The organism is Paenibacillus sp. AD87 (assembly GCF_001659845.1).
Taxonomy (GTDB): Bacteria; Bacillota; Bacilli; order Paenibacillales; family Paenibacillaceae; genus Paenibacillus; species Paenibacillus marchantiae.
The window spans coordinates 611,029-632,809 of sequence record NZ_LXQN01000022.1 but is presented as its reverse complement, the minus strand read 5'-3'; the positions used below and the strand labels follow the sequence as shown (position 1 = coordinate 632,809).

Sequence of the window (21,781 nt, the reverse complement as noted above, 5' to 3'; positions counted from 1 at the left end):
TTTTTGTTACTTTTATAGTTTTATCCAGAAAAGGATATCCGAATATCCACTAGATATGATACAACTAAATTGTCATATGAGTTCATGTGACAACCATTAAAAATGAAATGAGGCTGGTACAATCTATGAAAACCCCGCAATCCAAGCAAAATCAATCCTTTTCCGCGCGAAGGCCCGTGCTGACGGTAGTCATTATTGAACTGCTCCTTTTGCTGGTGGTTTTTGCGGCAGGGGCGGTCGCTACCGTGAAGCAACTGGACTACACATCACCCGTATTGATGTCGTTTACTCCAATTGCCCTCGTGCTCATTATTTATCTCACCCTGCGACGCAAATGGAGAGAGACTGGATTTCGCTCCATAAGAACTATCCCGGCAAGTCATGCAAAGTATTATATTCCACTACTCCTTGTACTGGGTACTCTTGCGCTGAAAGGATTTACTGAATTAACCTTGTCCAAGTTAGCTTTTTTTATCTTTTTCACCTTGCTTGTCGCTTTTGTGGAGGAAACCATTTATCGTGGACTAATCTTCAAAACTTTGCTTCGTAAGAGTGTGGTTGCGGCAGTTGCGACTTCAAGTGTTTTATTTTCTATCACTCATATCATGAATGCATTATCCGGTCAGAGTATGGCAGACACCCTTCTGCAACTGATCTATGCACTGCTGTTGGGAGCAGCGCTCGCGCTGTTAATGTTGAAAAACGGAAATATCGTGCCGCTGATTCTGTTTCATTTCATACATAATTTGATTCAATTTCTTGGGAACGACCGGCAAGATACCGGAACACTTCCCTACGATATCTTCATATTGGTTGTGTTGGTTGCTTATTGCGTATGGTTGACGTTTAGCGTTCGAACGAAGTCATCTTCTCCAGAGAGTAGTACACCGGGGAGTTCAATGGTTCATTAAATGGGCGTGTGATCAGTTGATGCATAACTCTGTTTACCGCCAGCCATAGGATCGTGGTATACTTCAGTCTGGCGGTATGACAGGCTTGTTCATAATCGGAGGCCCGTTCATCCGTACAATGCATAGATAAATAGGTGATATTGTGGAAAAGACAGCACAGGCAGTGGCGGAATGGATGGTACAGGAGATTAAATTCACCGGTACACTTCATCAGGAAGCTGCAATTGAATATGTGAAGTCCAATTTTGGGGAAGAATTTGTATTTGTGAATGAGAATGGAAATACTTCGTTATCAAAAGAAGTGAAGAAAGCGTTCCGCAAGCTACATCGTGGGCAGATTGCATGGGATCGTGATGCTTTTATGTGGGCATGGACCTAGTGTGTTATCATGTAATGGATTGAGCTTTCATGGATGTGTTGGATATGCATGTCAAAATATTTTATAGAAAATGTATAAGTTGGTTCGGATCTGCATATCCTTTCATAAGACCGCAATGAGCGGCAGGGCAAGCGACAAACCCTGTTCCAGTGCGTGCGAATACATGTATTTCCAAAGCTGTTTGAAAAGAAAATACAAAGATTTGCTTTTTGGTGGAAACGGAGTTATAATAAAAACAAGTTGTAGAGAGTGGAAAACCTAATTCACATATTGTAAAGGGCGATCACTTATAGGTTATGACTGGTACCTTTTTCAATGTGTGAATTTTTATTTGCTTGCTGCAAAGAACAAAGGAACATGTTAATCTTTATTTGGAGGTGTAATTCACATGCAAAACGGAACAGTAAAATGGTTCAACGCTGATAAAGGCTTCGGTTTCATCGAAGTTGAAGGCGGAGAAGATGTATTCGTACACTTCAGCGCTATTACAGGCGAAGGCTTCAAAACGCTGGACGAAGGTCAACGCGTGCAATTTAAAATTGTACAAGGAAACCGTGGTCCTCAAGCAGAAGAAGTTGTAAAACTGTAATTAAAGCATAGCTGCCTTTAACATGTTATAATGGTAAAGGCAGCTTCTTTTTTTTGAGCAGTTATAATGAAAGTCGGCCCAATAGTTGTCGAGACAGAAGTCCGGACGGGACAAAACTTCCGCTAAGTAGTGGCTTCTGTGAAATAACGTCGGATTAGATGTTTTTCCATAACAAAGGGGGTAGAAGTCATGTATAATCGCAAAAAACCGTTGGAAGAGATTCCACAAGCTGATGCGGCAATCTGGGAATGTACGAGTGATACGTGCAAAGGATGGATGCGGGACAATTTTGCGTTTGATAACGTACCTACTTGTCCGATATGTGCTTCTGAGATGGTCAGCACGACTAGGATGCTACCATTGCTTGAGAATTCGAATAGTAATCTTAAAACGATGCCTAAAGGAAATCGGATTTAACATAGCTTACCCGCCTCTAACGAGGTGTTTTTTTTTAAGTTGAACCTGACATCTTGTACAAAGGTAAGGGTATTAAATATGAAGTTCCCGGCATTCGTTTTGACGAATGCCTTTTTTTATATCTTTTTTTCCAATATGTCGGATAATGAAATGGAAATATATCCAATTTACAATGTATTTATTTGAATCCAGGGTTTGTAGAATAGATAGTAATCACATTTACACGCAATAAATAAAACGTTTTCGATAAAATTGTTAACGCTTACAGTTTGCCGATGACGTAATCGTATGTTCTCAGAGGAGGAAAAGCATTTTGAAGAAATGGTTAAGTCTTTCACTGGTTGCTGCTTTAAGTGCGACTCTTGTTGGTAACGCTTTCGCGGAAAGTGTGGAACCGAGCTCGACTCAATCTCCATCATTGGCTACAAAAGAGCAGACTTATGATTGGGGAAGGGCCAAAGTAGTGGGTGGCGGCTTCGTTCCGGGCATTATCTATAATAAGGCAGAGAAAGACCTCGTATACGCCCGCACGGATATTGGTGGTGCATATCGTTATGATGCTGAGAGTAAATCGTGGATTCAACTGCTTGATTTTGTTGGTTTTGATGAATGGAACATGTCGGGTGTGGAGAGCTTGGCTACAGATTCCGTTGATCCGGATCGCGTCTATATAGCAGCAGGTACATATACGAATGACTGGACAGATATGAACGGTGTGTTATTGCGTTCAACGGACAGAGGCGATACATGGCAGCGGACAGAGCTTCCATTCAAACTTGGCGGTAACATGCCTGGGCGTTCAATGGGTGAGCGTTTATCTATCGATCCGAACAACAACCGGGTGTTGTATCTGGGTGCTCGCAGCGGAAATGGACTATGGAAAAGCACGGATTACGGAGTGACCTGGAGCAAGGTAGACAGTTTTACAGCAGTCGGAAATGTTAAGGATGACTATAACGATATTGCAGGCGTAGCCTGGATTACCTTTGATCCAACTACAGGTTCGCGTGGCCATACGACTCAGACGATATACGTTGGAGTGGCAGATTCTGAGAAGAGCATCTATCGTAGTACGGATGGTGGGCAGACTTGGGCGCCTATAGAGGGCCAACCTACGCAAGGGTTTGTTCCCCATCACGGTGTGCTCGCATCCGATGGCTCCTTATATGTCACTTACAATGAGTTTGTTGGACCATACAGCGGTGGTAAAGGTGCCGTCTGGAAACTGGATACGAAAACAGGGAAATGGACCGATATCAGTCCAACTGTTAATACAGATAACCCGTATGGTGGGCTTGCAGTGGACAGCAAAGATCCGAATACACTAATGGTCGCAACGATGAACAAATGGTGGCCAGATGACTTCATTTACCGCAGCACCGACGGCGGGAAGACATGGAAATCATTCTGGACACTGGATTACGCCAAAGACCCAAGTCGGGAAAATCATTTTACTATCGATTATTCTCTATCTCCTTGGCTGGATTGGGGCGAGAAAAAGGAGTTGCCTGAAACTTCACCTAAATTGGGATGGATGATTGGTGACTTGGAGATTGATCCGTTTGATTCGAATAAAATCCTATATGGTACAGGCGCAACGTTGTACGGTTCGGATAACGTAACAGCTCTAGACCGAGATGAAACGGTGAAAATTTCCGTCAAAGCGGATGGTATTGAAGAGACGGCCATACTTGGTCTTATCAGCCCGCCATCGGGGGCGCCTCTTCTGAGTGCGATGGGTGACATTGGCGGATTCCGTCATGCTGACCTGGATAAGGCGCCGGAGATGATTACGAATCCGTATCTCGGAACCAGTACGGATATTGATTATGCAGAGTTGAACCCGAATCTAGTTGTACGTGTAGGTAACGCGGAAGGAAAGGCTGCTCGAATGGGAATTTCCACGGATAACGGCGTAACTTGGAAGCCGGCTTCGAATGCCTGGATCTCTTCTGATGAAGATAAGACAGAGGGTGGACATGCGGCCATTAGCGCTGACGGGAAATCGATTCTATGGAGTCCTGTCAGCAAGGCTGAAGGAGCTGCAAGACCGGTGAGTGTTTCGACCGATCAGGGTGCGACCTGGAAAGCTTCGAAAGGTATTCCGGAAGGTGCACGTGTCTCGGCTGACCGTGTGAATGAATCTGTTTTCTACGGATTCTCGAATGGGGCCTTTTATGTGAGTCGTGATGGTGGCGTTACGTTTGAGAAAACGACCGCAACTGGACTGCCTGTTGCCTTAACGAGTAACTTCAAAGCTGTACCGGGTTCAGAGGGTGAGATCTGGCTGGCTGCGGCAAAAGATAACAAGAAACTCGATAGTACGTATGGTCTGTTCCATTCCGTAGACTATGGTCATACCTTCACCAAGCTGGCTAATGTGGAAGAAGCAGCCACGATAGGTTTGGGTAAAGCGGCGGAAGGGCAAGAGCATATGGCATTGTATTCCTACGCCAAAGTAGAAGGAACGTATGGGATTTTCCGTTCGGACGATAACGGTGCTTCCTGGATTAGAATTAATGATGATCAGCATCAGTATGGTTCAGCCAATGTAACGATTACAGGTGATGCGAGAGTGTACGGACGTGTGTATGTGGGAACCAATGGTTATGGAATTGTAACAGGGAATCCAGCAGGCGCCGAGGGCGGAAATGTCGATCCTGAGCAAGAATCAGGTGCAGGGTCATCTACAACAGCTCTTCCATTCACTGATCTGGATGGACTGCCTCAAGATGTACAGGATAAGCTGGTTGCATTGCGTAAAGACGGAATTATTGACGGCAAAGTGGGTGGTATTTTTGCTCCTTATGCAGGTGTATCACGTGCCGAGTTTGTGAAAATGCTGTCTGGTGTCCTTTCGACTGTATCCGAATTGACGGAAGCGAAGGGATCGAAATATGCAGATGTAAAAGCGGGAAGTTGGTATGTGGGTTATGTAGCAGCTTTGGAAAAGATGGGTGTTCTTGTTCCTAAAGCTCAAGACAAATTCAGACCATCTGCTCTGATTACCGAGAAAGAAACGAATGAACTGCTGGCAAGCACATTGAAAGTGCTGAAAGCGGATCTGGACACGAAGGACCAGGGGCTGGTTTCTTATCTGGCAGAAGACTATAGCGCGGATGAAGTGTTGGGTGTAAGCCGGGGTAAAGCATCCGTAGTGTTATATAACCTGCAACAGTGGCTGCAGGAGAAACTTTAAGTGTGATAAATGAAAAACGAAGAACCTTCTCGCATGAAGCGAGAAGGTTCTTTGTTTGTTTGGAGAGTTTAGATGAACAGGAATGGCAGCAGAAAAAGTGTTGCTACCAGAGCCAGATCGATTCCTGCTCCAGCTCCATAGCCGTAACCACCGTAACCCCCACCATATCCTCCATAACCATATGGACCGTAGGCCGAAGATTTAACTTTCTTTGTTGCAACAGCGTTTTTCATGCTGCTTTTTACAATTTGCTGTTTGGATTTGACTGAACACAGTCGTGGTCCCTCGAAACATCCGTTCAAATAAACTTTGCCATCACGACATTGACTAAGCGTGCCATACATATGCTTACCGTCGTTCATAACGAGACAAACGGAACGTCCAACGTGCGGAGAAACCGTTTCTTCACATACCCGATTAATTCTGTACATGCAAATCCCCCTCATTAGGTGCGGTTGCCGCTTGAATTCAACGGTTTGTATATCATAGTAAAAAGAAGAACGATTGGTATGGACGAGTACCCGGATATTAGATGGGGAGGAGCCGTTTTTATATCTGCTCCATACACTGGAGGGAGTAAAAGGGAGGGGAGCTCATGGATTATCATGATTTGCTGGCCCGGCTCGGAGAAGGGAGTGCCCATCCGGGAGGGTTTACAGCAACGATGCAACTGTTGGATACGCTGTCTCTGCCTGCGCATAGTAAGGTGCTTGAGGTGGGGTGTGGTACAGGGAGGACGGCTTGTTATCTGGCTCGAAACGGTTATCGGGTAACTGCGGTGGATCTTAATCGGCAGATGTTGGAGAAAGCGGTGCGACGCGCAAGACGGGAGCGCTTAGATATTCGTTTTATTCAGGCAGATGTGAAATCCTTGCCTTTTCCGGATCATTATTTTGATGTGGTATTTGTGGAGTCTGTCACTATCTTCACCCAATGGCGAAGTACCCTTGCGGAATATAAGCGAGTATTGAAGCCAGGGGGTCTCTTCATTGATCGGGAGATGGTGTTATCCGGAAGGAAGACAGAGGTGATGAGCCGAAGGCTGAAACAATTTTATGGAATAAGGACACTGGCAACCATGACTACATGGAAGAAACGTCTCAGACAGTGTGGATTTATTGAAGTCTTGGTCAAGGAACAGTCTCGTTCTATGGGAAAATGGGGCGTGGATCATGATCCTCATCGGGAGATGGATATGAGCTTGTTTGAGGATGAGCAAGTGCAGCGCATGGGTCGCACCAATGATCGTTTGCTTGCGAGATACGGAAAAAGACTGGGTTATGCGGTTTTTGAAGCAAAGTCATCAATGGATAGCGATAATAAACAGAAAGAGTAGGATTACTTGTTGGCGAGAGGGTAGTCTATACGATATACGAATTTTTAAAAAAAGGTGGCTGATGCCAAATCTGGCATCTAAAAAAGCAACCCACTTTAAAGTGGATTGCTTTTTCTTTGTTTTGGGACTCTCAATCCAATCCAGTAAGTGATGAAAATAGTTCACGCCAGAGTTTGGTTAAAAGCATTACAGCATATCGTTGTCGATAATACGCCAGTGATGCTTCAGTAGAGCTTCCAGTTGCGGTTTATCTTTGGCTCGAAAAGCGCTTAGAATTTGGCGATGTTCTTCATTTACTTCATTAAGTACACTGGATAGCTTCGGCTTGTTGTCGCTAACATACGACTGGCGAATAAAGCTGTTTTTTAACGTGTTTAACATCTCGATGACAGTGGCGTTACCGCAGCGCTGGATGTACAGGTTGTGAAATTGATATTGACTCTTACTGTAAGCAGCCAGATCGAGCTGGGTAATATCTTCATCCATTCGTGCAACAAGGGCTTCCATCTCCAGGAACTCAGACGGTTTGAGGTGGTCTACTGCAAGTGTAGCAGCAAGTGCCTCAAGCGCACCGATGGCTTGCGAGAATTCGAGTTTTTTGCCAGCGTCAAAAGGAGCGACGATAAATCCCCTGCGTGGGATATATTGCAGGAGGTTGTCAGAAGTGAGTTGAAATAAGGCTTCCCGAGTAGGTGTGCGGCTGATGTCCAGCTTTTTGCAAATCTCCGCTTCATTAATCTTCTGATTGGGGAGCAGTGTCCCGTCTTGAATTTTCTGTGCGATATAATCGTAAACGTGATCTTTCAAGGACCGGTATTTGGGTGCCTCCATACCGAATCCCCCCTTCTGTATATAGTGATGATTGGATGTGTGAGGGTGTGAGCCCTGTAATGGTGCGCCGTTCGGGAGTTTCAAGTTTTTATCATCTTAACACCGAGGGGGGAGTTGGGCAAGCAATCTTAATGATCTAAAATGGTGTTAGTTTCATGTTAAATAAATTACGTAATATGGAATTATAGCGTATAAATGTGTTAAATTCATTGCCATACAACAGATTGTTTGTTAGTATTACTTACATTAAAGCCCATATATTGTCTTGTGTATATTGTATACAAGTTATATGCCTTTATCATTCCAAAACAGAACAGGGGTATGTTGAGTGAAAAGAGTGCTTTTGCCAATGATGCTGTTGTTAATGGTGGTAATCATGTCGGCTTGTGGGCAGGAACAAACGACGGGGGCCGGATCGGAACCTTCTCCATCCTCGGAGAGTGGTGGCGCAGAGAAGAAAGTAATCGTACTTGGCACCAGTGCAGACTACGCACCTTATGAATTTCACAAAAGCATTAATGGCAAAGACACTATTGTTGGTTTTGACATTGAGATTGCCAAGGCGATTGCTGCGGACATGGGAGCTGAGCTGAAGATTGAGGATATGGATTTTGATGGTTTGCTTATGGCGCTCAGCACGGACAAGGTTGATTTTGTGATATCAGGTTTAACCCCTACAGAAGAGCGAAAGAAGAACGTTGATTTTACGGATATCTACTACTATGCAGAACAGGCTGTACTCGTTAGAGCTGACGAAGGCGAATCGATAGCCTCACTGGATAATTTGTCGGGTAAGCAGGTGGGTGTGCAGAAAAGCTCTATTCAGGAAGGCATTGCTCAGGACATTCAAGGTGCCAAACTTACTTCTCTTGCCAAAATTCCCGAATTGATTCTTGAATTGCAGACCGGGCGGGTAGATGCGCTTATTCTGGAGAAGCCGGTTGCGCAGCAGTATGTAAAGAACCAGGAAGGACTGGTTGTTGCAAACGTGAAGATTGAACAGGCAGAGGATGAAGGAGGATCGGCTATCGCTGTGAAAAAAGGCAACCAGGAGCTCGTTGATCAGATCAACAGTACGCTGGAGAAGCTCAAAACGGGCGGAGATATCGAACGCTTCGTCGTAGAAGCCAATGAGATGTTAGGCGAATAAACCGGGCGAGTGAGGGATATGCCGTGAATTTAGATTTCTCCTTTCTATCGGAACATTGGCAGGACTATGTGCGTAGCGCGTGGGTAACATTGGAGCTTTCCTTCTTTGGGGTGTTGTTTGGCACATTACTGGGGGTTATGGTGGCACTGCTGCGTATATCACGAGTGTGGCCTATCAAATTCGTAGCATCGGCATATATCGAACTCATTCGCGGTACACCGATGTTGGTGCAAATTCTCATTATTCATTATGGTCTGACCGTAATCGGTGTGAACCTATCCGCATTTATGTCGGGGGTGGTCGCGCTGACCATGAACAGTTCGGCATACATGGCAGAGGTGTTCAGGGCAGGCATTCAGGCAATCGATAAAGGACAGACTGAAGCTTCGCGTTCTCTTGGGATGTCTCGTGGCATGACGCTTCGCTACATTATACTGCCGCAGGCCTTTCGTAACATGCTTCCAGCTATCGGCAATGAATTCATTATTATCATTAAAGATTCCTCGCTTGTTTCCATGATCGGGATTGCTGAGATTATCTATACAGCCAGAGCCGTTCAGGGGGTTACCTTCCAACCGCTTGCCCCGCTCCTTGTTGCTGCTGCCCTCTATTTTATAATTACATTTACGTTGGCCAACCTGCTCACCTGGCTGGAACGCAGACTTTCCATATCCCGATAACTTGCATACGGACTCTACGAATGAGTGGATTTAGGTGATAGCGGAAAAAGTGAGCAGGAGTCGTAAATGGTCGTGGCGAAGCATACATTGATATTGTATTTTGTATACAATATAATCAAAGAGGGGTGCTGGGAGTATATGTCAGATTCGAAAATGTTAATGGATTGGTCGGAACGTTATGCTGCACCTAATTATCATCCGCTCCCGATCGTTATTGAGCAGGCGGAGGGAGTATGGGTCGAAGATCCGGAAGGTCACCGTTATATGGATATGTTAAGTGCATATTCGGCATTAAATCATGGGCACAGACATCCAGCGATTATTCAGGCACTGAAGGATCAGGCAGATCGGGTAACATTAACATCACGGGCATTTCACAGCAGTGCGGCATCACATTTCTATCAGAAGCTCTCGCAATTTACGGGCAAACCCAAAATTCTGGCCATGAACACGGGAGCTGAAGCGGTTGAAACGGCCGTGAAAGCAGTGCGAAGATGGGCATATCGATGCAAGGGTGTACCGGAAAATCAAGCTGAAATCATCGTATGCTCCGGAAATTTTCATGGAAGAACACTGACGGTCACCTCTTTCTCATCTTCAGAAGAGTACAAAAAAGACTTTGGACCGTTTACACCCGGATTCAAAATCATTCCTTATGGTGACATTGAAGCGCTTAAGCTTGCGATTACACCAAACACGGCCGCTTTTCTCGTGGAACCCATTCAGGGGGAAGCTGGTATTGTCATCCCACCTGAAGGATATCTTGCTGAAGCCTTTACACTGTGTAAACAGCATAGGGTGTTGACCGTGGCGGATGAGATTCAGACCGGATTCGGACGAACGGGACGGCGATTTGCCTCTGATTGGGAGGGGGTTGAGCCTGATATCTGGATTATGGGTAAGGCACTGGGCGGGGGAGTAATGCCTATCTCGGCTATTGCTGCTAATGCAGAAATACTGGATTTGTTTGAACCGGGTTCTCATGGCTCCACATTCGGGGGGAACCCACTCGCTTGTGCCGTGGCTGTCGCAGCACTGGAAGTTCTGGAAGATGAGAAGCTTGCAGCGCGCTCGGAGCGTCTGGGGAATTATTTTATGAAACAGCTTCAGGGAGTTCGCAGTTCAGCTGTGCGTGAGATTCGAGGTAGAGGATTGTTCATCGGTGTTGATCTGCATGTACCTGCACGTCCTTATTGTGAGAAATTAATGTCTGTTGGATTGCTCTGTAAAGAAACTCATGAGACAACGATCCGTTTTGCGCCGCCACTTACCATTATGGAGGCTGAGATCGACTGGGCGTTGGAGCGAATTACTCAGGTGTTGGGTGACTGATAAAAATTTCATTCTTTGATTACTTCATATAAGCAGCGGAGGAGCTGACCTACATGGAAAACAATGATATTGAAACTAGAGGAACGCTAAATACTTCTAATGAAACGAGACAATTCGTTTTGCATCATAGTGATGTTGCCATCATTAAGGTTCCTTTTGGATTAGGAGGGGCACGAGGTGGTGCTGAGTTAGGTCCGGATGAACTCATTACAGCAGGATTGAAACGTGAAATTGCCAGCCTTGGGTTGAATGTATCAAAAGAGATCCGTGTAGATTGTCCCTCAGAGTCTGTTGCTCCAATTGAACGAAACCGTGTGAAATATTTATCCGAGGTTAGACAGGTGAGTGAGCGAGTGTGCAATGAAGTGTCTGGGGCGATAGCGGGAGGTTCTTTTCCGCTTGTTCTGGGTGGGGATCACAGTGTAGCTATAGGTTCTCTTGCTGGGGTGTCTGCACATTATTCCAATCTAGGTGTGATCTGGTTTGATGCCCATGCGGATTTGAACACAGAAGAGCGTAGTCTGTCTGGAAATATGCATGGGATGAGTGTTGCTGCCGCTTTGGGGCATTCTGCATTTAACTTGTCTCATATTCCGGGTGCAGGGTCGTTCGTTAATCCTTCCAATCTGGTCTACATTGGCTTACGTGATCTGGATGTGTATGAAAAGGAACAGATCCGAGCGCTTGGCATTAAGAGCTTTACAATGCATGATATTGATCGGATAGGTATACAACAGGTTGTTGAACAGGCGCTGGCTGTAGTCGGGGAAGGAACAGATGGTATTCATATTAGCTTTGATATGGATTGTCTTGATCCGCGTGAGGCTCCGGGTGTGGGTACGCCGGTACCAGGGGGATTGAATTACCGTGAAGCTCATTTCGCACTGGAGCTACTCGCTTCTACCAACCGAATCACGTCCATGGATCTGGTGGAAGTTAATCCGCTATTTGATCAGAATAGGCATACGGCCCGCCTTGGAGTAGAACTGATTGCTTCATTGCTGGGTAAACGGATCTTATAACGGTTGTATAGATATTTCTTGTTCGGATGAATTCATGCTTATATAGAAGGTAATGTCTAATCATATAATGTAAGGTTATATAAGAGCCAGGGTCAGACTCATCCATACGATCTTCAACGGAGTGAAGATAGGTATGAGTACTTCCCTGGCTAATGGTTGTTGGGTGCACTTCTTTACTTCTGAACGGATGGAGGGTGAAGTTAGCTTTATAGAGTAATAATGTTTGGTTGAGCGTGGCTTTCTTTTTACTTAAGAAGCATTGGGTATATATACGAGGGCTCTACTATAGAAGAAAGAGATTGTAGATTATCTGATGGAGAATGTGGTTCTAAAGTTTTTTGAAAATAAAGCTTGCGTTCCGAATCTCTACATGGTATATTCTAATTCCGGCCAAGAAAACACGAGAAACACGGTGCGGCAAGCGAATAAAATAAGCTTCGAAAGAAACTTAAAAAAAAGAGCTTGCAAAGTTGGTTCGGATGTGATAAGATATAAAAGTTGCTGAGGTGAACAACACACGGCAATGAAATAAGTTTGATCTTTGAAAACTGAACAACGAGTGAGTAAACATTCTGCTTGCAGAATGAACGCAAAAGTTCGAGACAAGCCTTGGTTTGAATCGACTGGAGCACAAATGAGATTTTTAATCTCGTCAGTTTCAAAATGAGCTTATCGCTCTTTTCAATACTTTATTGGAGAGTTTGATCCTGGCTCAGGACGAACGCTGGCGGCATGCCTAATACATGCAAGTCGAGCGGACTATCAGAGAAGCTTGCTTCTCTGATGGTTAGCGGCGGACGGGTGAGTAACACGTAGGCAACCTGCCCTCAAGTTTGGGACAACTACCGGAAACGGTAGCTAATACCGAATAGCTGTTTTCTTCTCCTGAAGAGAACTGGAAAGACGGAGCAATCTGTCACTTGGGGATGGGCCTGCGGCGCATTAGCTAGTTGGTGGGGTAACGGCTCACCAAGGCGACGATGCGTAGCCGACCTGAGAGGGTGATCGGCCACACTGGGACTGAGACACGGCCCAGACTCCTACGGGAGGCAGCAGTAGGGAATCTTCCGCAATGGGCGAAAGCCTGACGGAGCAATGCCGCGTGAGTGATGAAGGTTTTCGGATCGTAAAGCTCTGTTGCCAGGGAAGAACGCTTGGGAGAGTAACTGCTCTCAAGGTGACGGTACCTGAGAAGAAAGCCCCGGCTAACTACGTGCCAGCAGCCGCGGTAATACGTAGGGGGCAAGCGTTGTCCGGAATTATTGGGCGTAAAGCGCGCGCAGGCGGTCATTTAAGTCTGGTGTTTAATCCCGGGGCTCAACCCCGGATCGCACTGGAAACTGGGTGACTTGAGTGCAGAAGAGGAGAGTGGAATTCCACGTGTAGCGGTGAAATGCGTAGATATGTGGAGGAACACCAGTGGCGAAGGCGACTCTCTGGGCTGTAACTGACGCTGAGGCGCGAAAGCGTGGGGAGCAAACAGGATTAGATACCCTGGTAGTCCACGCCGTAAACGATGAGTGCTAGGTGTTAGGGTTTCGATACCCTTGGTGCCGAAGTTAACACATTAAGCACTCCGCCTGGGGAGTACGGTCGCAAGACTGAAACTCAAAGGAATTGACGGGGACCCGCACAAGCAGTGGAGTATGTGGTTTAATTCGAAGCAACGCGAAGAACCTTACCAGGTCTTGACATCCCTCTGATCGGTACAGAGATGTATCTTTCCTTCGGGACAGAGGAGACAGGTGGTGCATGGTTGTCGTCAGCTCGTGTCGTGAGATGTTGGGTTAAGTCCCGCAACGAGCGCAACCCTTATATTTAGTTGCCAGCACTTCGGGTGGGCACTCTAGATAGACTGCCGGTGACAAACCGGAGGAAGGTGGGGATGACGTCAAATCATCATGCCCCTTATGACCTGGGCTACACACGTACTACAATGGCCGGTACAACGGGCTGCGAAATCGCGAGATGGAGCCAATCCCAACAAAGCCGGTCTCAGTTCGGATTGCAGGCTGCAACTCGCCTGCATGAAGTCGGAATTGCTAGTAATCGCGGATCAGCATGCCGCGGTGAATACGTTCCCGGGTCTTGTACACACCGCCCGTCACACCACGAGAGTTTATAACACCCGAAGTCGGTGGGGTAACCGCAAGGAGCCAGCCGCCGAAGGTGGGATAGATGATTGGGGTGAAGTCGTAACAAGGTAGCCGTATCGGAAGGTGCGGCTGGATCACCTCCTTTCTATGGAGAATCGTTTCCCGAGTGGAAACATTCAAATACGCAGCTTAGCTGCAAATACTACTCACTCGTTGCTCAGTTTTGAGAGCTCAAACTCTCAAACAGCTTGCTTTTGCATGGAGCTTGTTCTTTGAAAACTAGATATCGAAACGAAATTTTGCGATTTAGAACATTCCTTTTTAAGCTGAACTTGTGTTAAAACAAGTTTTAATAAATAGTGAAAACTGCATTGCGATGGTATCGAATGAGAGCGACTTTTGGCTTTGCGTAAGCAAAACAAGGGAAGCGAGCAGTCGAAACCGGAGCAATTATGGTTAAGCTACTAAGAGCACACGGAGGATGCCTAGGCGCTAGGAGCCGATGAAGGACGTGGCGAACAACGAAACTGCCTCGGGGAGCTGTAAGCAAGCTTTGATCCGGGGGTGTCCGAATGGGGAAACCCAGCTGGGGTAATTTCCAGTTACTCATAACTGAATACATAGGTTATGTAGAGGCATACCAGGGAACTGAAACATCTAAGTACCTTGAGGAAGAGAAAACAATAGTGATTCCGTCAGTAGCGGCGAGCGAACGCGGAGAAGCCCAAACCAGAGAGCTTGCTCTTTGGGGTTGTGGGACATCTCACATGGAGTTACAAAGGAATCGGTTAAGCGAAGAGGTCTGGAAAGGCCCGCCAAAGAAGGTAAAAGCCCTGTACTTGAAAGTCTGTTCCCTCCGAGATGTATCCCGAGTAGTGCGGGGCACGTGAAACCCCGTATGAATCCGGCAGGACCATCTGCCAAGGCTAAATACTTCCTAGCGACCGATAGTGAAGCAGTACCGTGAGGGAAAGGTGAAAAGCACCCCGGAAGGGGAGTGAAATAGAACCTGAAACCGTGTGCTTACAAAAAGTCAGAGCCCGTTTTAGGGGTGATGGCGTGCCTTTTGTAGAATGAACCGGCGAGTTACGTTCCCGTGCAAGGTTAAGGTGAAGAGCCGGAGCCGCAGCGAAAGCGAGTCTGAATAGGGCGACATAGTACGTGGACGTAGACCCGAAACCGGGTGATCTACCCCTGTCCAGGGTGAAGGTGCGGTAACACGCACTGGAGGCCCGAACCCACGCATGTTGAAAAATGCGGGGATGAGGTGGGGGTAGCGGAGAAATTCCAATCGAACTCGGAGATAGCTGGTTCTCCCCGAAATAGCTTTAGGGCTAGCCTCGGAAAACAGAGTCGTGGAGGTAGAGCACTGATTGGGTGCGGGGCCCGCAAGGGTTACCAAGCTCAGTCAAACTCCGAATGCCATAGACTTACTTCCGGGAGTCAGACAGTGAGTGCTAAGATCCATTGTCAAAAGGGAAACAGCCCAGACCATCAGCTAAGGTCCCCAAGTGTGTGTTAAGTGGGAAAGGATGTGGAGTTGCACAGACAACCAGGATGTTGGCTTAGAAGCAGCCACCATTGAAAGAGTGCGTAATAGCTCACTGGTCGAGTGACTCTGCGCCGAAAATGTAACGGGGCTAAACACACCACCGAAGCTATGGCTTGATGCTTTGCATCAGGGGTAGGGGAGCGTTGTATAAGGGTTGAAGGTGTACCGTAAGGAGCGCTGGACATTATACAAGTGAGAATGCCGGTATGAGTAACGAAAAGATCAGTGAGAATCTGATCCGCCGAAAGCCTAAGGGTTCCTGAGGAAGGCTCGTCCGCTCAGGGTAAGTCGGGACCTAAGGCGAGGCCGAAAGGCGTAGTCGAAGGACAACAGGTCGAAATTCCTGTACCACCGTAAGCCGTTATGAGCAATGGGGGGACGCAGCAGGGTAGTGACGCGGACTGATGGATGTCCGTCTAAGCAGTGAGGCTGATGTGTAGGCAAATCCGCACATCGTTAAGGCTGGGCTGTGATGGGGAGCGAAAATTATAGTAGCGAAGGTCATGATCTCACACTGCCAAGAAAAGCCTCTAGCCAGGTGATGGTGCCCGTACCGCAAACCGACACAGGTAGGCGAGAAGAGAATTCTAAGGCGCGCGGAAGAACTCTCGTTAAGGAACTCGGCAAAATGACCCCGTAACTTCGGGAGAAGGGGTGCCCCGGTAGTGTGAATAGCACGAGGGGGCCGCAGTGAAAAGGCCCAAGCGACTGTTTAGCAAAAACACAGGTCTGTGCGAAGCCGTAAGGCGAAGTATACGGGCTGACGCCTGCCCGGTGCTGGAAGGTTAAGGGGAGCGGTTAGGAGTAATCCGAAGCTGTGAACCGAAGCCCCAGTAAACGGCGGCCGTAACTATAACGGTCCTAAGGTAGCGAAATTCCTTGTCAGGTAAATTCTGACCCGCACGAATGGCGTAACGACTTGGGCGCTGTCTCAACGAGAGATCCGGTGAAATTTTAATACCTGTGAAGATGCAGGTTACCCGCGACAAGACGGAAAGACCCCATGGAGCTTTACTGCAGCTTGATATTGAATTTGGGTACGATCTGTACAGGATAGGTGGGAGCCTTTGAAACGTGAGCGCCAGCTTGCGTGGAGGCACCGTTGGGATACCACCCTGATCGTATCTAGGTTCTAACCTGGTACCGTAATCCGGTGCGGGGACAGTGTCAGGTGGGCAGTTTGACTGGGGCGGTCGCCTCCTAAAGAGTAACGGAGGCGCCCAAAGGTTCCCTCAGAATGGTTGGAAATCATTCGAAGAGTGCAAAGGCATAAGGGAGCTTGACTGCGAGACCTACAAGTCGAGCAGGGACGAAAGTCGGGCTTAGTGATCCGGTGGTACCGCATGGAAGGGCCATCGCTCAACGGATAAAAGCTACCCTGGGGATAACAGGCTTATCTCCCCCAAGAGTCCACATCGACGGGGAGGTTTGGCACCTCGATGTCGGCTCATCGCATCCTGGGGCTGAAGTAGGTCCCAAGGGTTGGGCTGTTCGCCCATTAAAGCGGTACGCGAGCTGGGTTCAGAACGTCGTGAGACAGTTCGGTCCCTATCTGTCGTGGGCGTAGGAAATTTGAGAGGAGCTGTCCTTAGTACGAGAGGACCGGGATGGACGTACCGCTGGTGTACCAGTTGTTCCGCCAGGAGCACCGCTGGGTAGCTATGTACGGAAGGGATAAGCGCTGAAAGCATCTAAGCGTGAAGCCCCCCTCAAGATGAGATTTCCCAGTATGTAAGACCCCTTGAAGACGACGAGGTAGATAGGCTGGGGGTGGAAGTGCAGCAATGCATGGAGCTGACCAGTACTAATCGGTCGAGGGCTTATCCAAATATGCACGTTGTAAATCGCACATTTCGTTTCGGATCTAGTTTTCAGAGAATAAACTCTGAATGTAAGCTAAGCTATGCGTTTGGTGGCGATGGCGGAGGGGTTCCACACGTACCCATCCCGAACACGACCGTTAAGCCCTCTAGCGCCGATGGTACTTGGACCGCAGGGTCCTGGGAGAGTAGGACGCCGCCAAGCGAATTCCCTTTGGGGTATTTTTTTTGCCCCCCTCGTAAGGAAAAGGGAAATATATTGGGGCCCTTAGCTCAGTTGGTTAGAGCGCACCTCTGATAAGGGTGAGGCCGGTGGTTCGAGTCCACCAGGGCCCACCATTTAAGTTTTAAACCACAGTGTATGGGGCCATAGCTCAGCTGGGAGAGCGCCTGCCTTGCAAGCAGGAGGTCAGCGGTTCGATCCCGCTTGGCTCCACCATTCCCTGATAGCTCAGTTGGTAGAGCACTCGACTGTTAATCGAGTTGTCACAGGTTCGAGCCCTGTTCGGGGAGCCATTCAGGAGAGGTGTCCGAGTTGGTCGAAGGAGCACGATTGGAAATCGTGTAGGCGCCAAAAGCGTCTCGAGGGTTCGAATCCCTCTCTCTCCGCCAGATAGAATTTTGTTACTGTGGCCCGTTGGTCAAGGGGTTAAGACACCTCCCTTTCACGGAGGTAACAGGGGTTCGAATCCCCTACGGGTCATATATATGGAGGCTTAGCTCAGCTGGGAGAGCATCTGCCTTACAAGCAGAGGGTCGGGGGTTCGATCCCCTCAGCCTCCACCATATAGATTTCTGAATAACGACGCGGGGTGGAGCAGCCCGGTAGCTCGTCGGGCTCATAACCCGAAGGCCGCAGGTTCAAATCCTGCCCCCGCAATTATACTTTCTTTCAAGAAAGTGATCTGGAACCGTGGTGTAGTTGGCCTAACATGCCTGCCTGTCACGCAGGAGATCGCGGGTTCGAATCCCGTCGGTTCCGCCATTTTTACTCAAGCAACATTTTACACCGTGCCGGTGTAGCTCAACTGGTAGAGCAACTGACTTGTAATCAGTAGGTTGGGGGTTCAAGTCCTCTCGCCGGCACCATTTATTGCATTTACCTCTGAATTTATAATAGAATGTATATTGTAGTTTCAGATGGGAATACTGAGATACTCTCAGCGAGTGTAAGGGATAGCTTATGGCGATCGTGGCGAAGTGGTTAACGCACCGGTTTGTGGATCCGGCATTCGGGGGTTCAATTCCCCTCGATCGCCCCATGTTTTCTTAATGGGGATTAGCCAAGCGGTAAGGCAACGGACTTTGACTCCGTCATGCATAGGTTCAAATCCTATATCCCCAGCCATTTTAGTTTTAATTTGAGTCATTAGCTCAGTTGGTAGAGCACCTGACTTTTAATCAGGGTGTCGAAGGTTCGAGCCCTTCATGACTCACCATTATATTTTGCGGTCGTGGCGGAATTGGCAGACGCGCACGGTTCAGGTCCGTGTGGGCTAACCCCCGTGGAGGTTCGAGTCCTCTCGACCGCACCATATATTTTGCGGAAGTGGCTCAGCGGTAGAGCATCGCCTTGCCAAGGCGAGGGTCGCGGGTTCGATTCCCGTCTTCCGCTCCAATATTTGCGCCCTTAGCTCAGCTGGATAGAGCGTTTGACTACGAATCAAAAGGCCGGGAGTTCGAATCTCTCAGGGCGCGCCATTATTTTCATAAGTATCGGGATGTAGCTCAGCTTGGTAGAGCACCTGGTTTGGGACCAGGGGGTCGCATGTTCAAATCGTGTCATCCCGATTTTTATATGCGGGTGTAGTTCAATGGTAGAACTTTAGCCTTCCAAGCTAATAGCGTGGGTTCGATTCCCATCACCCGCTTCATGGTAAAATCAAAGAGAGCTCTTGCTTATTGCAAGGGCTCTTTTTGTTATAGTAATCTTAAATAAGAAAATAGTGGGAGGACTTATGAAAAATAAAATAGAAACGCCAAAGATTCCCCTGGAACTCGAGGACTTATCGTTAACTTTAGAAGCATGGGAGAGTAAAGAAGAAATCAAACATGGACGATTTACCAATATCTCTATTGAGAATCAGAGCGCCAGCAGGGTTTCATTCGATAAAGTGGTCTTTGAGAACGTGATCTTCAGCCAGTCCTCTCTCCCCGAAGTTGAGCTTACTGATGTGATTTTTGATAAATGTGATCTGTCCAATATGGACTTTAACGGTTCTTTCCTCCACCGGACAGAATTTAGAAACTGTAAATTGCTTGGTACCAATTTTGCAAATAGCAGGCTCCAAAATGTAAGCTTTCAGGGCTGTGTAGCTGACCTTTCTTTATTTCGATTCTCCAAGTTTAAACAGGTGAAATACACGGAATGTTCTCTGGTGAGTGGCGATTTCTTTCAAGCTACAGCCCAAAAACTGGAGTTTTCTGAATGCAAAATAGACCAAGCTCTTTTGTCGGGTGTAAAGCTTAAGGGAGTGGACCTTAGTGACTGTAGCTTTGAAAGGTTACATGTAGATATTGAGGATCTGGACGGGTGTATCATCTCAGATGCTCAGGCCGCCTCTTTTGTTGGATTATTAGGCTTAATTGTGAAGTAGGTTTGATTATGCGAGTGATCTTTGTTTAAATGAAGAGATCAATGAATGTACAATATCATGCTTCACTTAAAAAAGGAGGCGTATTATGAAAAGGGCTCTCGTTATTGGAGGAAATGGAACATTAGGCAAAGCTGTTGTTGCGAGGCTTCAGGAGTATTCCGTTGAGGTCATTACAGCCGGCAGGCAATCCGGGGACTACCAGGTGGATATGACCTCGACAGAGAGTATTACATCCCTCTTTGAAACGGTGACTAATATTGATTATGTCATTGTTGCAGCAGGCCAGACCCATTATGCGAAGTTGGAGGAGCTGACCCCTGAGAACAACATGATTAGTGTGCAGGGGAAATTACTTGGTCAAGTGAACATCGTCTTGATTGGGCAGCACTACATCAACGATAAGGGAAGTTTTACGCTGGTCAGTGGCATTATACAGGACCATCCTATTCTGAAAGGTGCATCCAGTGCTATGGTTAACGGTGCAATTGATTCGTTTGCCAAAGCAGCAGCTTATGAGTTGCCCCGAGGCATACGTCTGAATTCGGTTAGTCCTAACCTGTTTGTTGAATCCGCAGAGAAATATAAGGGTGTGTTTATCGGATTTAATCCAGTGCCTGTGGAGCGGGTCGCCAATACGTTTATCCAGAGTGCACTTGGTATCGAAACAGCCCAGAACTTTAAAATATATTAACTGTAAGGAATAGTAAATATAAAGGAGATCAGCAGAATATTCCTGCTGATCTCCTTTTGCTTTGGATGAAAATGGATGTAGGCTTGAATGGGCAGATAAACCAAACATATCATTGTATGTTTAAGCGATACGGTATGGGAAGGGGAAAGACCATGATTCGTTTCGTTTCATTAAGAACATAGACATGCCCCTTTTCCTCGTTGTCCCATAAACCGCTAGATACCATACTTAGACTTATACGGTATGGGCAGCAACAACCAATTAGTATCTTTCCAAGATGAGCTGAGTTTTCAGGCCATCGGCAGGAATGAGCCAGTTTTTGTTTGCTAGGACTTGCATCAGTTGAGTACGCAGTCCAGAAACAGCTGTAGAATCTGCTGTTTTGAACGAGATCTCAACGATATTCTCTACACCTGTGCCAGCTGCGTTGCGAATTGGCCATACTTCAAGGGTGAGTTCCTGTCCATTCCATGTACCTTCATAACGTTGGAACGTTACTGGGCCGTAGGCACGGGATGCCGTAAGTTGTTGTTTACCCCAGTTGGAGGAGGACCAATTTTTTAATTTACCAGGCAGCTTGTCCAATAACATGCTCAAGGCTTCCTGCTGTGATGGAAGTTGTACGCCTGTAGCGTTGGTATCCACCTTTTTAGTGTTGGAGAAGCTCAATGTTTGTTTGCCATATCCCCAGTCAATTTCAGCCTCGTAGTTATCATCTGACGCATTAAATCCCTCTTGGTTAGCCAGAGTCAACGCCGCATTAACATCACCATTGATGACAGGATAGCGCTTTTTATAAGTCAGTTCATAATTGTTCTTGTCATCCTTCTTCCGAAAACGGACATCCCATCCTGCTTGATTTAGATTGAGTGCGTTAGTGTCGAAATACTCTGCACTAATGTTTCTTGCTGTGGAGTTCAAGCCAAGTGTCTGAATGACTTCACTGCGTGGTGTCCCATCTGTGTTCAATACCAGCTCCGGCTTAGCCAGGAACTTCACTTCATAAGCAGGAACGGCGTTTGCTGCTGCTGAGGCCTGTGGTGCTTCCAGAAACGTCAGTCCACTTCCCAATGTCACGATGCTCAGCATGAATGAGGCGGTTACCTTTTTCCATTTTTTCAAAACCAATCACTCCCTAGGCTGGATTAACGTACAGACCCACTTTATCGTCCGAGTATA

Annotated in this window: 15 protein-coding genes, 17 tRNA genes and 3 rRNA genes; 32 read left to right on the top strand and 3 right to left on the bottom strand. The window is 47.2% G+C overall.

Annotated elements, in window-relative coordinates:
* Nucleotides 1–125 precede the first annotated feature (125 nt).
* The 5 genes from gpAD87_RS31065 to gpAD87_RS31045 all read left to right on the top strand — a co-directional run bounded on the left by gpAD87_RS31065 (nt 126) and on the right by gpAD87_RS31045 (nt 5,495).
* A complete protein-coding gene (locus tag gpAD87_RS31065) occupies nt 126–911 on the top strand; it encodes a CPBP family intramembrane glutamic endopeptidase (RefSeq protein WP_064642851.1) in 786 nt (261 codons plus the stop codon).
* A 142-nt stretch (nt 912–1,053) separates the two neighbouring features.
* Nucleotides 1,054–1,290 carry a DUF6953 family protein gene (locus gpAD87_RS31060; protein ID WP_063568137.1) on the top strand — a complete coding sequence of 79 codons (237 nt, stop codon included), beginning with the start codon at nt 1,054–1,056 and terminating at the stop codon, nt 1,288–1,290.
* 388 nt (nt 1,291–1,678) lie between these two features.
* A complete protein-coding gene (locus gpAD87_RS31055; RefSeq protein WP_024633772.1) occupies nt 1,679–1,879 on the top strand; it encodes a cold-shock protein in 201 nt (66 codons plus the stop codon).
* 189 nt (nt 1,880–2,068) lie between these two features.
* Nucleotides 2,069–2,296, top strand: coding sequence for a cold-shock protein (locus tag gpAD87_RS31050; RefSeq protein ID WP_017691121.1), 228 nt, complete (start codon nt 2,069–2,071; stop codon nt 2,294–2,296).
* A gap of 313 nt (nt 2,297–2,609) precedes the next feature.
* Nucleotides 2,610–5,495, top strand: a complete 2,886-nt coding sequence (locus tag gpAD87_RS31045; protein WP_082935418.1) for an S-layer homology domain-containing protein — start codon at nt 2,610–2,612, stop codon at nt 5,493–5,495.
* 68 nt (nt 5,496–5,563) lie between these two features.
* On the opposite strand, the gene gpAD87_RS31040 is transcribed toward gpAD87_RS31045, so the two are convergent.
* Nucleotides 5,564–5,926 carry a hypothetical protein gene (locus tag gpAD87_RS31040; RefSeq protein ID WP_064642849.1) on the bottom strand — a complete coding sequence of 121 codons (363 nt, stop codon included), beginning with the start codon at nt 5,924–5,926 and terminating at the stop codon, nt 5,564–5,566.
* Between the two features lie 164 nt (nt 5,927–6,090).
* Between gpAD87_RS31040 and gpAD87_RS31035 the strand changes: the two genes are divergently transcribed.
* The gene (locus gpAD87_RS31035) at nt 6,091–6,831 is read left to right on the top strand and encodes a class I SAM-dependent methyltransferase (protein ID WP_064642847.1); all 741 of its coding nucleotides are present in this window, start codon (nt 6,091–6,093) and stop codon (nt 6,829–6,831) included.
* A 186-nt stretch (nt 6,832–7,017) separates the two neighbouring features.
* On the opposite strand, the gene gpAD87_RS31030 is transcribed toward gpAD87_RS31035, so the two are convergent.
* Nucleotides 7,018–7,662, bottom strand: coding sequence for a GntR family transcriptional regulator (locus gpAD87_RS31030; RefSeq protein ID WP_064642846.1), 645 nt, complete (start codon nt 7,660–7,662; stop codon nt 7,018–7,020).
* Between the two features lie 328 nt (nt 7,663–7,990).
* Between gpAD87_RS31030 and gpAD87_RS31025 the strand changes: the two genes are divergently transcribed.
* The 26 genes from gpAD87_RS31025 to gpAD87_RS30900 all read left to right on the top strand — a co-directional run bounded on the left by gpAD87_RS31025 (nt 7,991) and on the right by gpAD87_RS30900 (nt 20,602).
* Nucleotides 7,991–8,812 carry a transporter substrate-binding domain-containing protein gene (locus tag gpAD87_RS31025; protein ID WP_064642844.1) on the top strand — a complete coding sequence of 274 codons (822 nt, stop codon included), beginning with the start codon at nt 7,991–7,993 and terminating at the stop codon, nt 8,810–8,812.
* 23 nt (nt 8,813–8,835) lie between these two features.
* Nucleotides 8,836–9,492, top strand: coding sequence for an amino acid ABC transporter permease (locus gpAD87_RS31020; RefSeq protein ID WP_064642842.1), 657 nt, complete (start codon nt 8,836–8,838; stop codon nt 9,490–9,492).
* 138 nt (nt 9,493–9,630) lie between these two features.
* The gene (locus tag gpAD87_RS31015) at nt 9,631–10,824 is read left to right on the top strand and encodes an ornithine--oxo-acid transaminase (RefSeq protein WP_064642983.1); all 1,194 of its coding nucleotides are present in this window, start codon (nt 9,631–9,633) and stop codon (nt 10,822–10,824) included.
* Between the two features lie 53 nt (nt 10,825–10,877).
* Nucleotides 10,878–11,846: an arginase gene (rocF, locus tag gpAD87_RS31010; RefSeq protein WP_082935417.1), complete on the top strand. Its 969-nt coding sequence runs from the start codon at nt 10,878–10,880 to the stop codon at nt 11,844–11,846.
* A gap of 689 nt (nt 11,847–12,535) precedes the next feature.
* Nucleotides 12,536–14,087 (top strand): 16S ribosomal RNA (locus tag gpAD87_RS31005).
* 309 nt (nt 14,088–14,396) lie between these two features.
* Nucleotides 14,397–17,322, top strand: a 23S ribosomal RNA gene (locus gpAD87_RS31000).
* Between the two features lie 80 nt (nt 17,323–17,402).
* A 5S ribosomal RNA gene (rrf, locus tag gpAD87_RS30995) occupies nt 17,403–17,519 on the top strand.
* Together the 16S, 23S and 5S rRNA genes with 17 tRNA genes alongside form the textbook arrangement of a ribosomal RNA operon.
* Before the next feature lie 57 nt (nt 17,520–17,576).
* Nucleotides 17,577–17,653 (top strand) — tRNA-Ile (locus gpAD87_RS30990).
* Nucleotides 17,654–17,677: 24 nt separating this feature from the next.
* Nucleotides 17,678–17,753 (top strand) — tRNA-Ala (locus tag gpAD87_RS30985).
* 1 nt (nt 17,754) lies between these two features.
* A tRNA-Asn gene (locus gpAD87_RS30980) sits at nt 17,755–17,830 on the top strand.
* A 4-nt stretch (nt 17,831–17,834) separates the two neighbouring features.
* Nucleotides 17,835–17,926: transfer RNA gene (locus gpAD87_RS30975), tRNA-Ser, on the top strand.
* A 19-nt stretch (nt 17,927–17,945) separates the two neighbouring features.
* Nucleotides 17,946–18,017, top strand: a tRNA-Glu gene (locus tag gpAD87_RS30970).
* Between the two features lie 7 nt (nt 18,018–18,024).
* Nucleotides 18,025–18,100, top strand: a tRNA-Val gene (locus gpAD87_RS30965).
* 20 nt (nt 18,101–18,120) lie between these two features.
* Nucleotides 18,121–18,194 (top strand) — tRNA-Met (locus tag gpAD87_RS30960).
* Between the two features lie 27 nt (nt 18,195–18,221).
* Nucleotides 18,222–18,299 (top strand) — tRNA-Asp (locus gpAD87_RS30955).
* A 28-nt stretch (nt 18,300–18,327) separates the two neighbouring features.
* A tRNA-Thr gene (locus gpAD87_RS30950) sits at nt 18,328–18,403 on the top strand.
* Between the two features lie 97 nt (nt 18,404–18,500).
* Nucleotides 18,501–18,576, top strand: a tRNA-His gene (locus gpAD87_RS30945).
* Between the two features lie 11 nt (nt 18,577–18,587).
* Nucleotides 18,588–18,662, top strand: a tRNA-Gln gene (locus gpAD87_RS30940).
* Nucleotides 18,663–18,677: 15 nt separating this feature from the next.
* Nucleotides 18,678–18,753: transfer RNA gene (locus tag gpAD87_RS30935), tRNA-Lys, on the top strand.
* Between the two features lie 9 nt (nt 18,754–18,762).
* Nucleotides 18,763–18,849, top strand: a tRNA-Leu gene (locus tag gpAD87_RS30930).
* An 8-nt stretch (nt 18,850–18,857) separates the two neighbouring features.
* A tRNA-Gly gene (locus tag gpAD87_RS30925) sits at nt 18,858–18,932 on the top strand.
* Between the two features lie 6 nt (nt 18,933–18,938).
* Nucleotides 18,939–19,015 (top strand) — tRNA-Arg (locus tag gpAD87_RS30920).
* A 16-nt stretch (nt 19,016–19,031) separates the two neighbouring features.
* Nucleotides 19,032–19,105: transfer RNA gene (locus tag gpAD87_RS30915), tRNA-Pro, on the top strand.
* Nucleotides 19,106–19,114: 9 nt separating this feature from the next.
* Nucleotides 19,115–19,185, top strand: a tRNA-Gly gene (locus gpAD87_RS30910).
* A gap of 87 nt (nt 19,186–19,272) precedes the next feature.
* A complete protein-coding gene (locus gpAD87_RS30905; RefSeq protein WP_064642840.1) occupies nt 19,273–19,911 on the top strand; it encodes a pentapeptide repeat-containing protein in 639 nt (212 codons plus the stop codon).
* Nucleotides 19,912–19,996: 85 nt separating this feature from the next.
* Nucleotides 19,997–20,602, top strand: a complete 606-nt coding sequence (locus gpAD87_RS30900) for a short chain dehydrogenase (RefSeq protein ID WP_064642837.1) — start codon at nt 19,997–19,999, stop codon at nt 20,600–20,602.
* Between the two features lie 261 nt (nt 20,603–20,863).
* On the opposite strand, the gene gpAD87_RS30895 is transcribed toward gpAD87_RS30900, so the two are convergent.
* Nucleotides 20,864–21,724 (bottom strand): CYTH domain-containing protein, encoded by an 861-nt coding sequence (locus gpAD87_RS30895; RefSeq protein WP_139295715.1) that lies wholly within the window; start codon nt 21,722–21,724, stop codon nt 20,864–20,866.
* Between the last annotated feature and the right edge of the window lie 57 nt (nt 21,725–21,781).

Excerpts from the sequence above, each read along its gene's own strand:
- gpAD87_RS31065 (WP_064642851.1), top strand. The coding sequence starts at position 126 with ATGAAAACCCCGCAATCCAAGCAAAATCAATCCTTTTCCGCGCGAAGG.
- gpAD87_RS31055 (WP_024633772.1), top strand. The coding sequence starts at position 1,679 with ATGCAAAACGGAACAGTAAAATGGTTCAACGCTGATAAAGGCTTCGGT.
- gpAD87_RS31050 (WP_017691121.1), top strand. The coding sequence starts at position 2,069 with ATGTATAATCGCAAAAAACCGTTGGAAGAGATTCCACAAGCTGATGCG.
- gpAD87_RS31040 (WP_064642849.1), bottom strand. The coding sequence starts at position 5,926 with ATGTACAGAATTAATCGGGTATGTGAAGAAACGGTTTCTCCGCACGTT.
- gpAD87_RS31035 (WP_064642847.1), top strand. The coding sequence starts at position 6,091 with ATGGATTATCATGATTTGCTGGCCCGGCTCGGAGAAGGGAGTGCCCAT.
- gpAD87_RS31030 (WP_064642846.1), bottom strand. The coding sequence starts at position 7,662 with ATGGAGGCACCCAAATACCGGTCCTTGAAAGATCACGTTTACGATTAT.
- gpAD87_RS31015 (WP_064642983.1), top strand. The coding sequence starts at position 9,631 with ATGTCAGATTCGAAAATGTTAATGGATTGGTCGGAACGTTATGCTGCA.
- rocF (WP_082935417.1), top strand. The coding sequence starts at position 10,878 with ATGGAAAACAATGATATTGAAACTAGAGGAACGCTAAATACTTCTAAT.
- gpAD87_RS30905 (WP_064642840.1), top strand. The coding sequence starts at position 19,273 with ATGAAAAATAAAATAGAAACGCCAAAGATTCCCCTGGAACTCGAGGAC.
- gpAD87_RS30900 (WP_064642837.1), top strand. The coding sequence starts at position 19,997 with ATGAAAAGGGCTCTCGTTATTGGAGGAAATGGAACATTAGGCAAAGCT.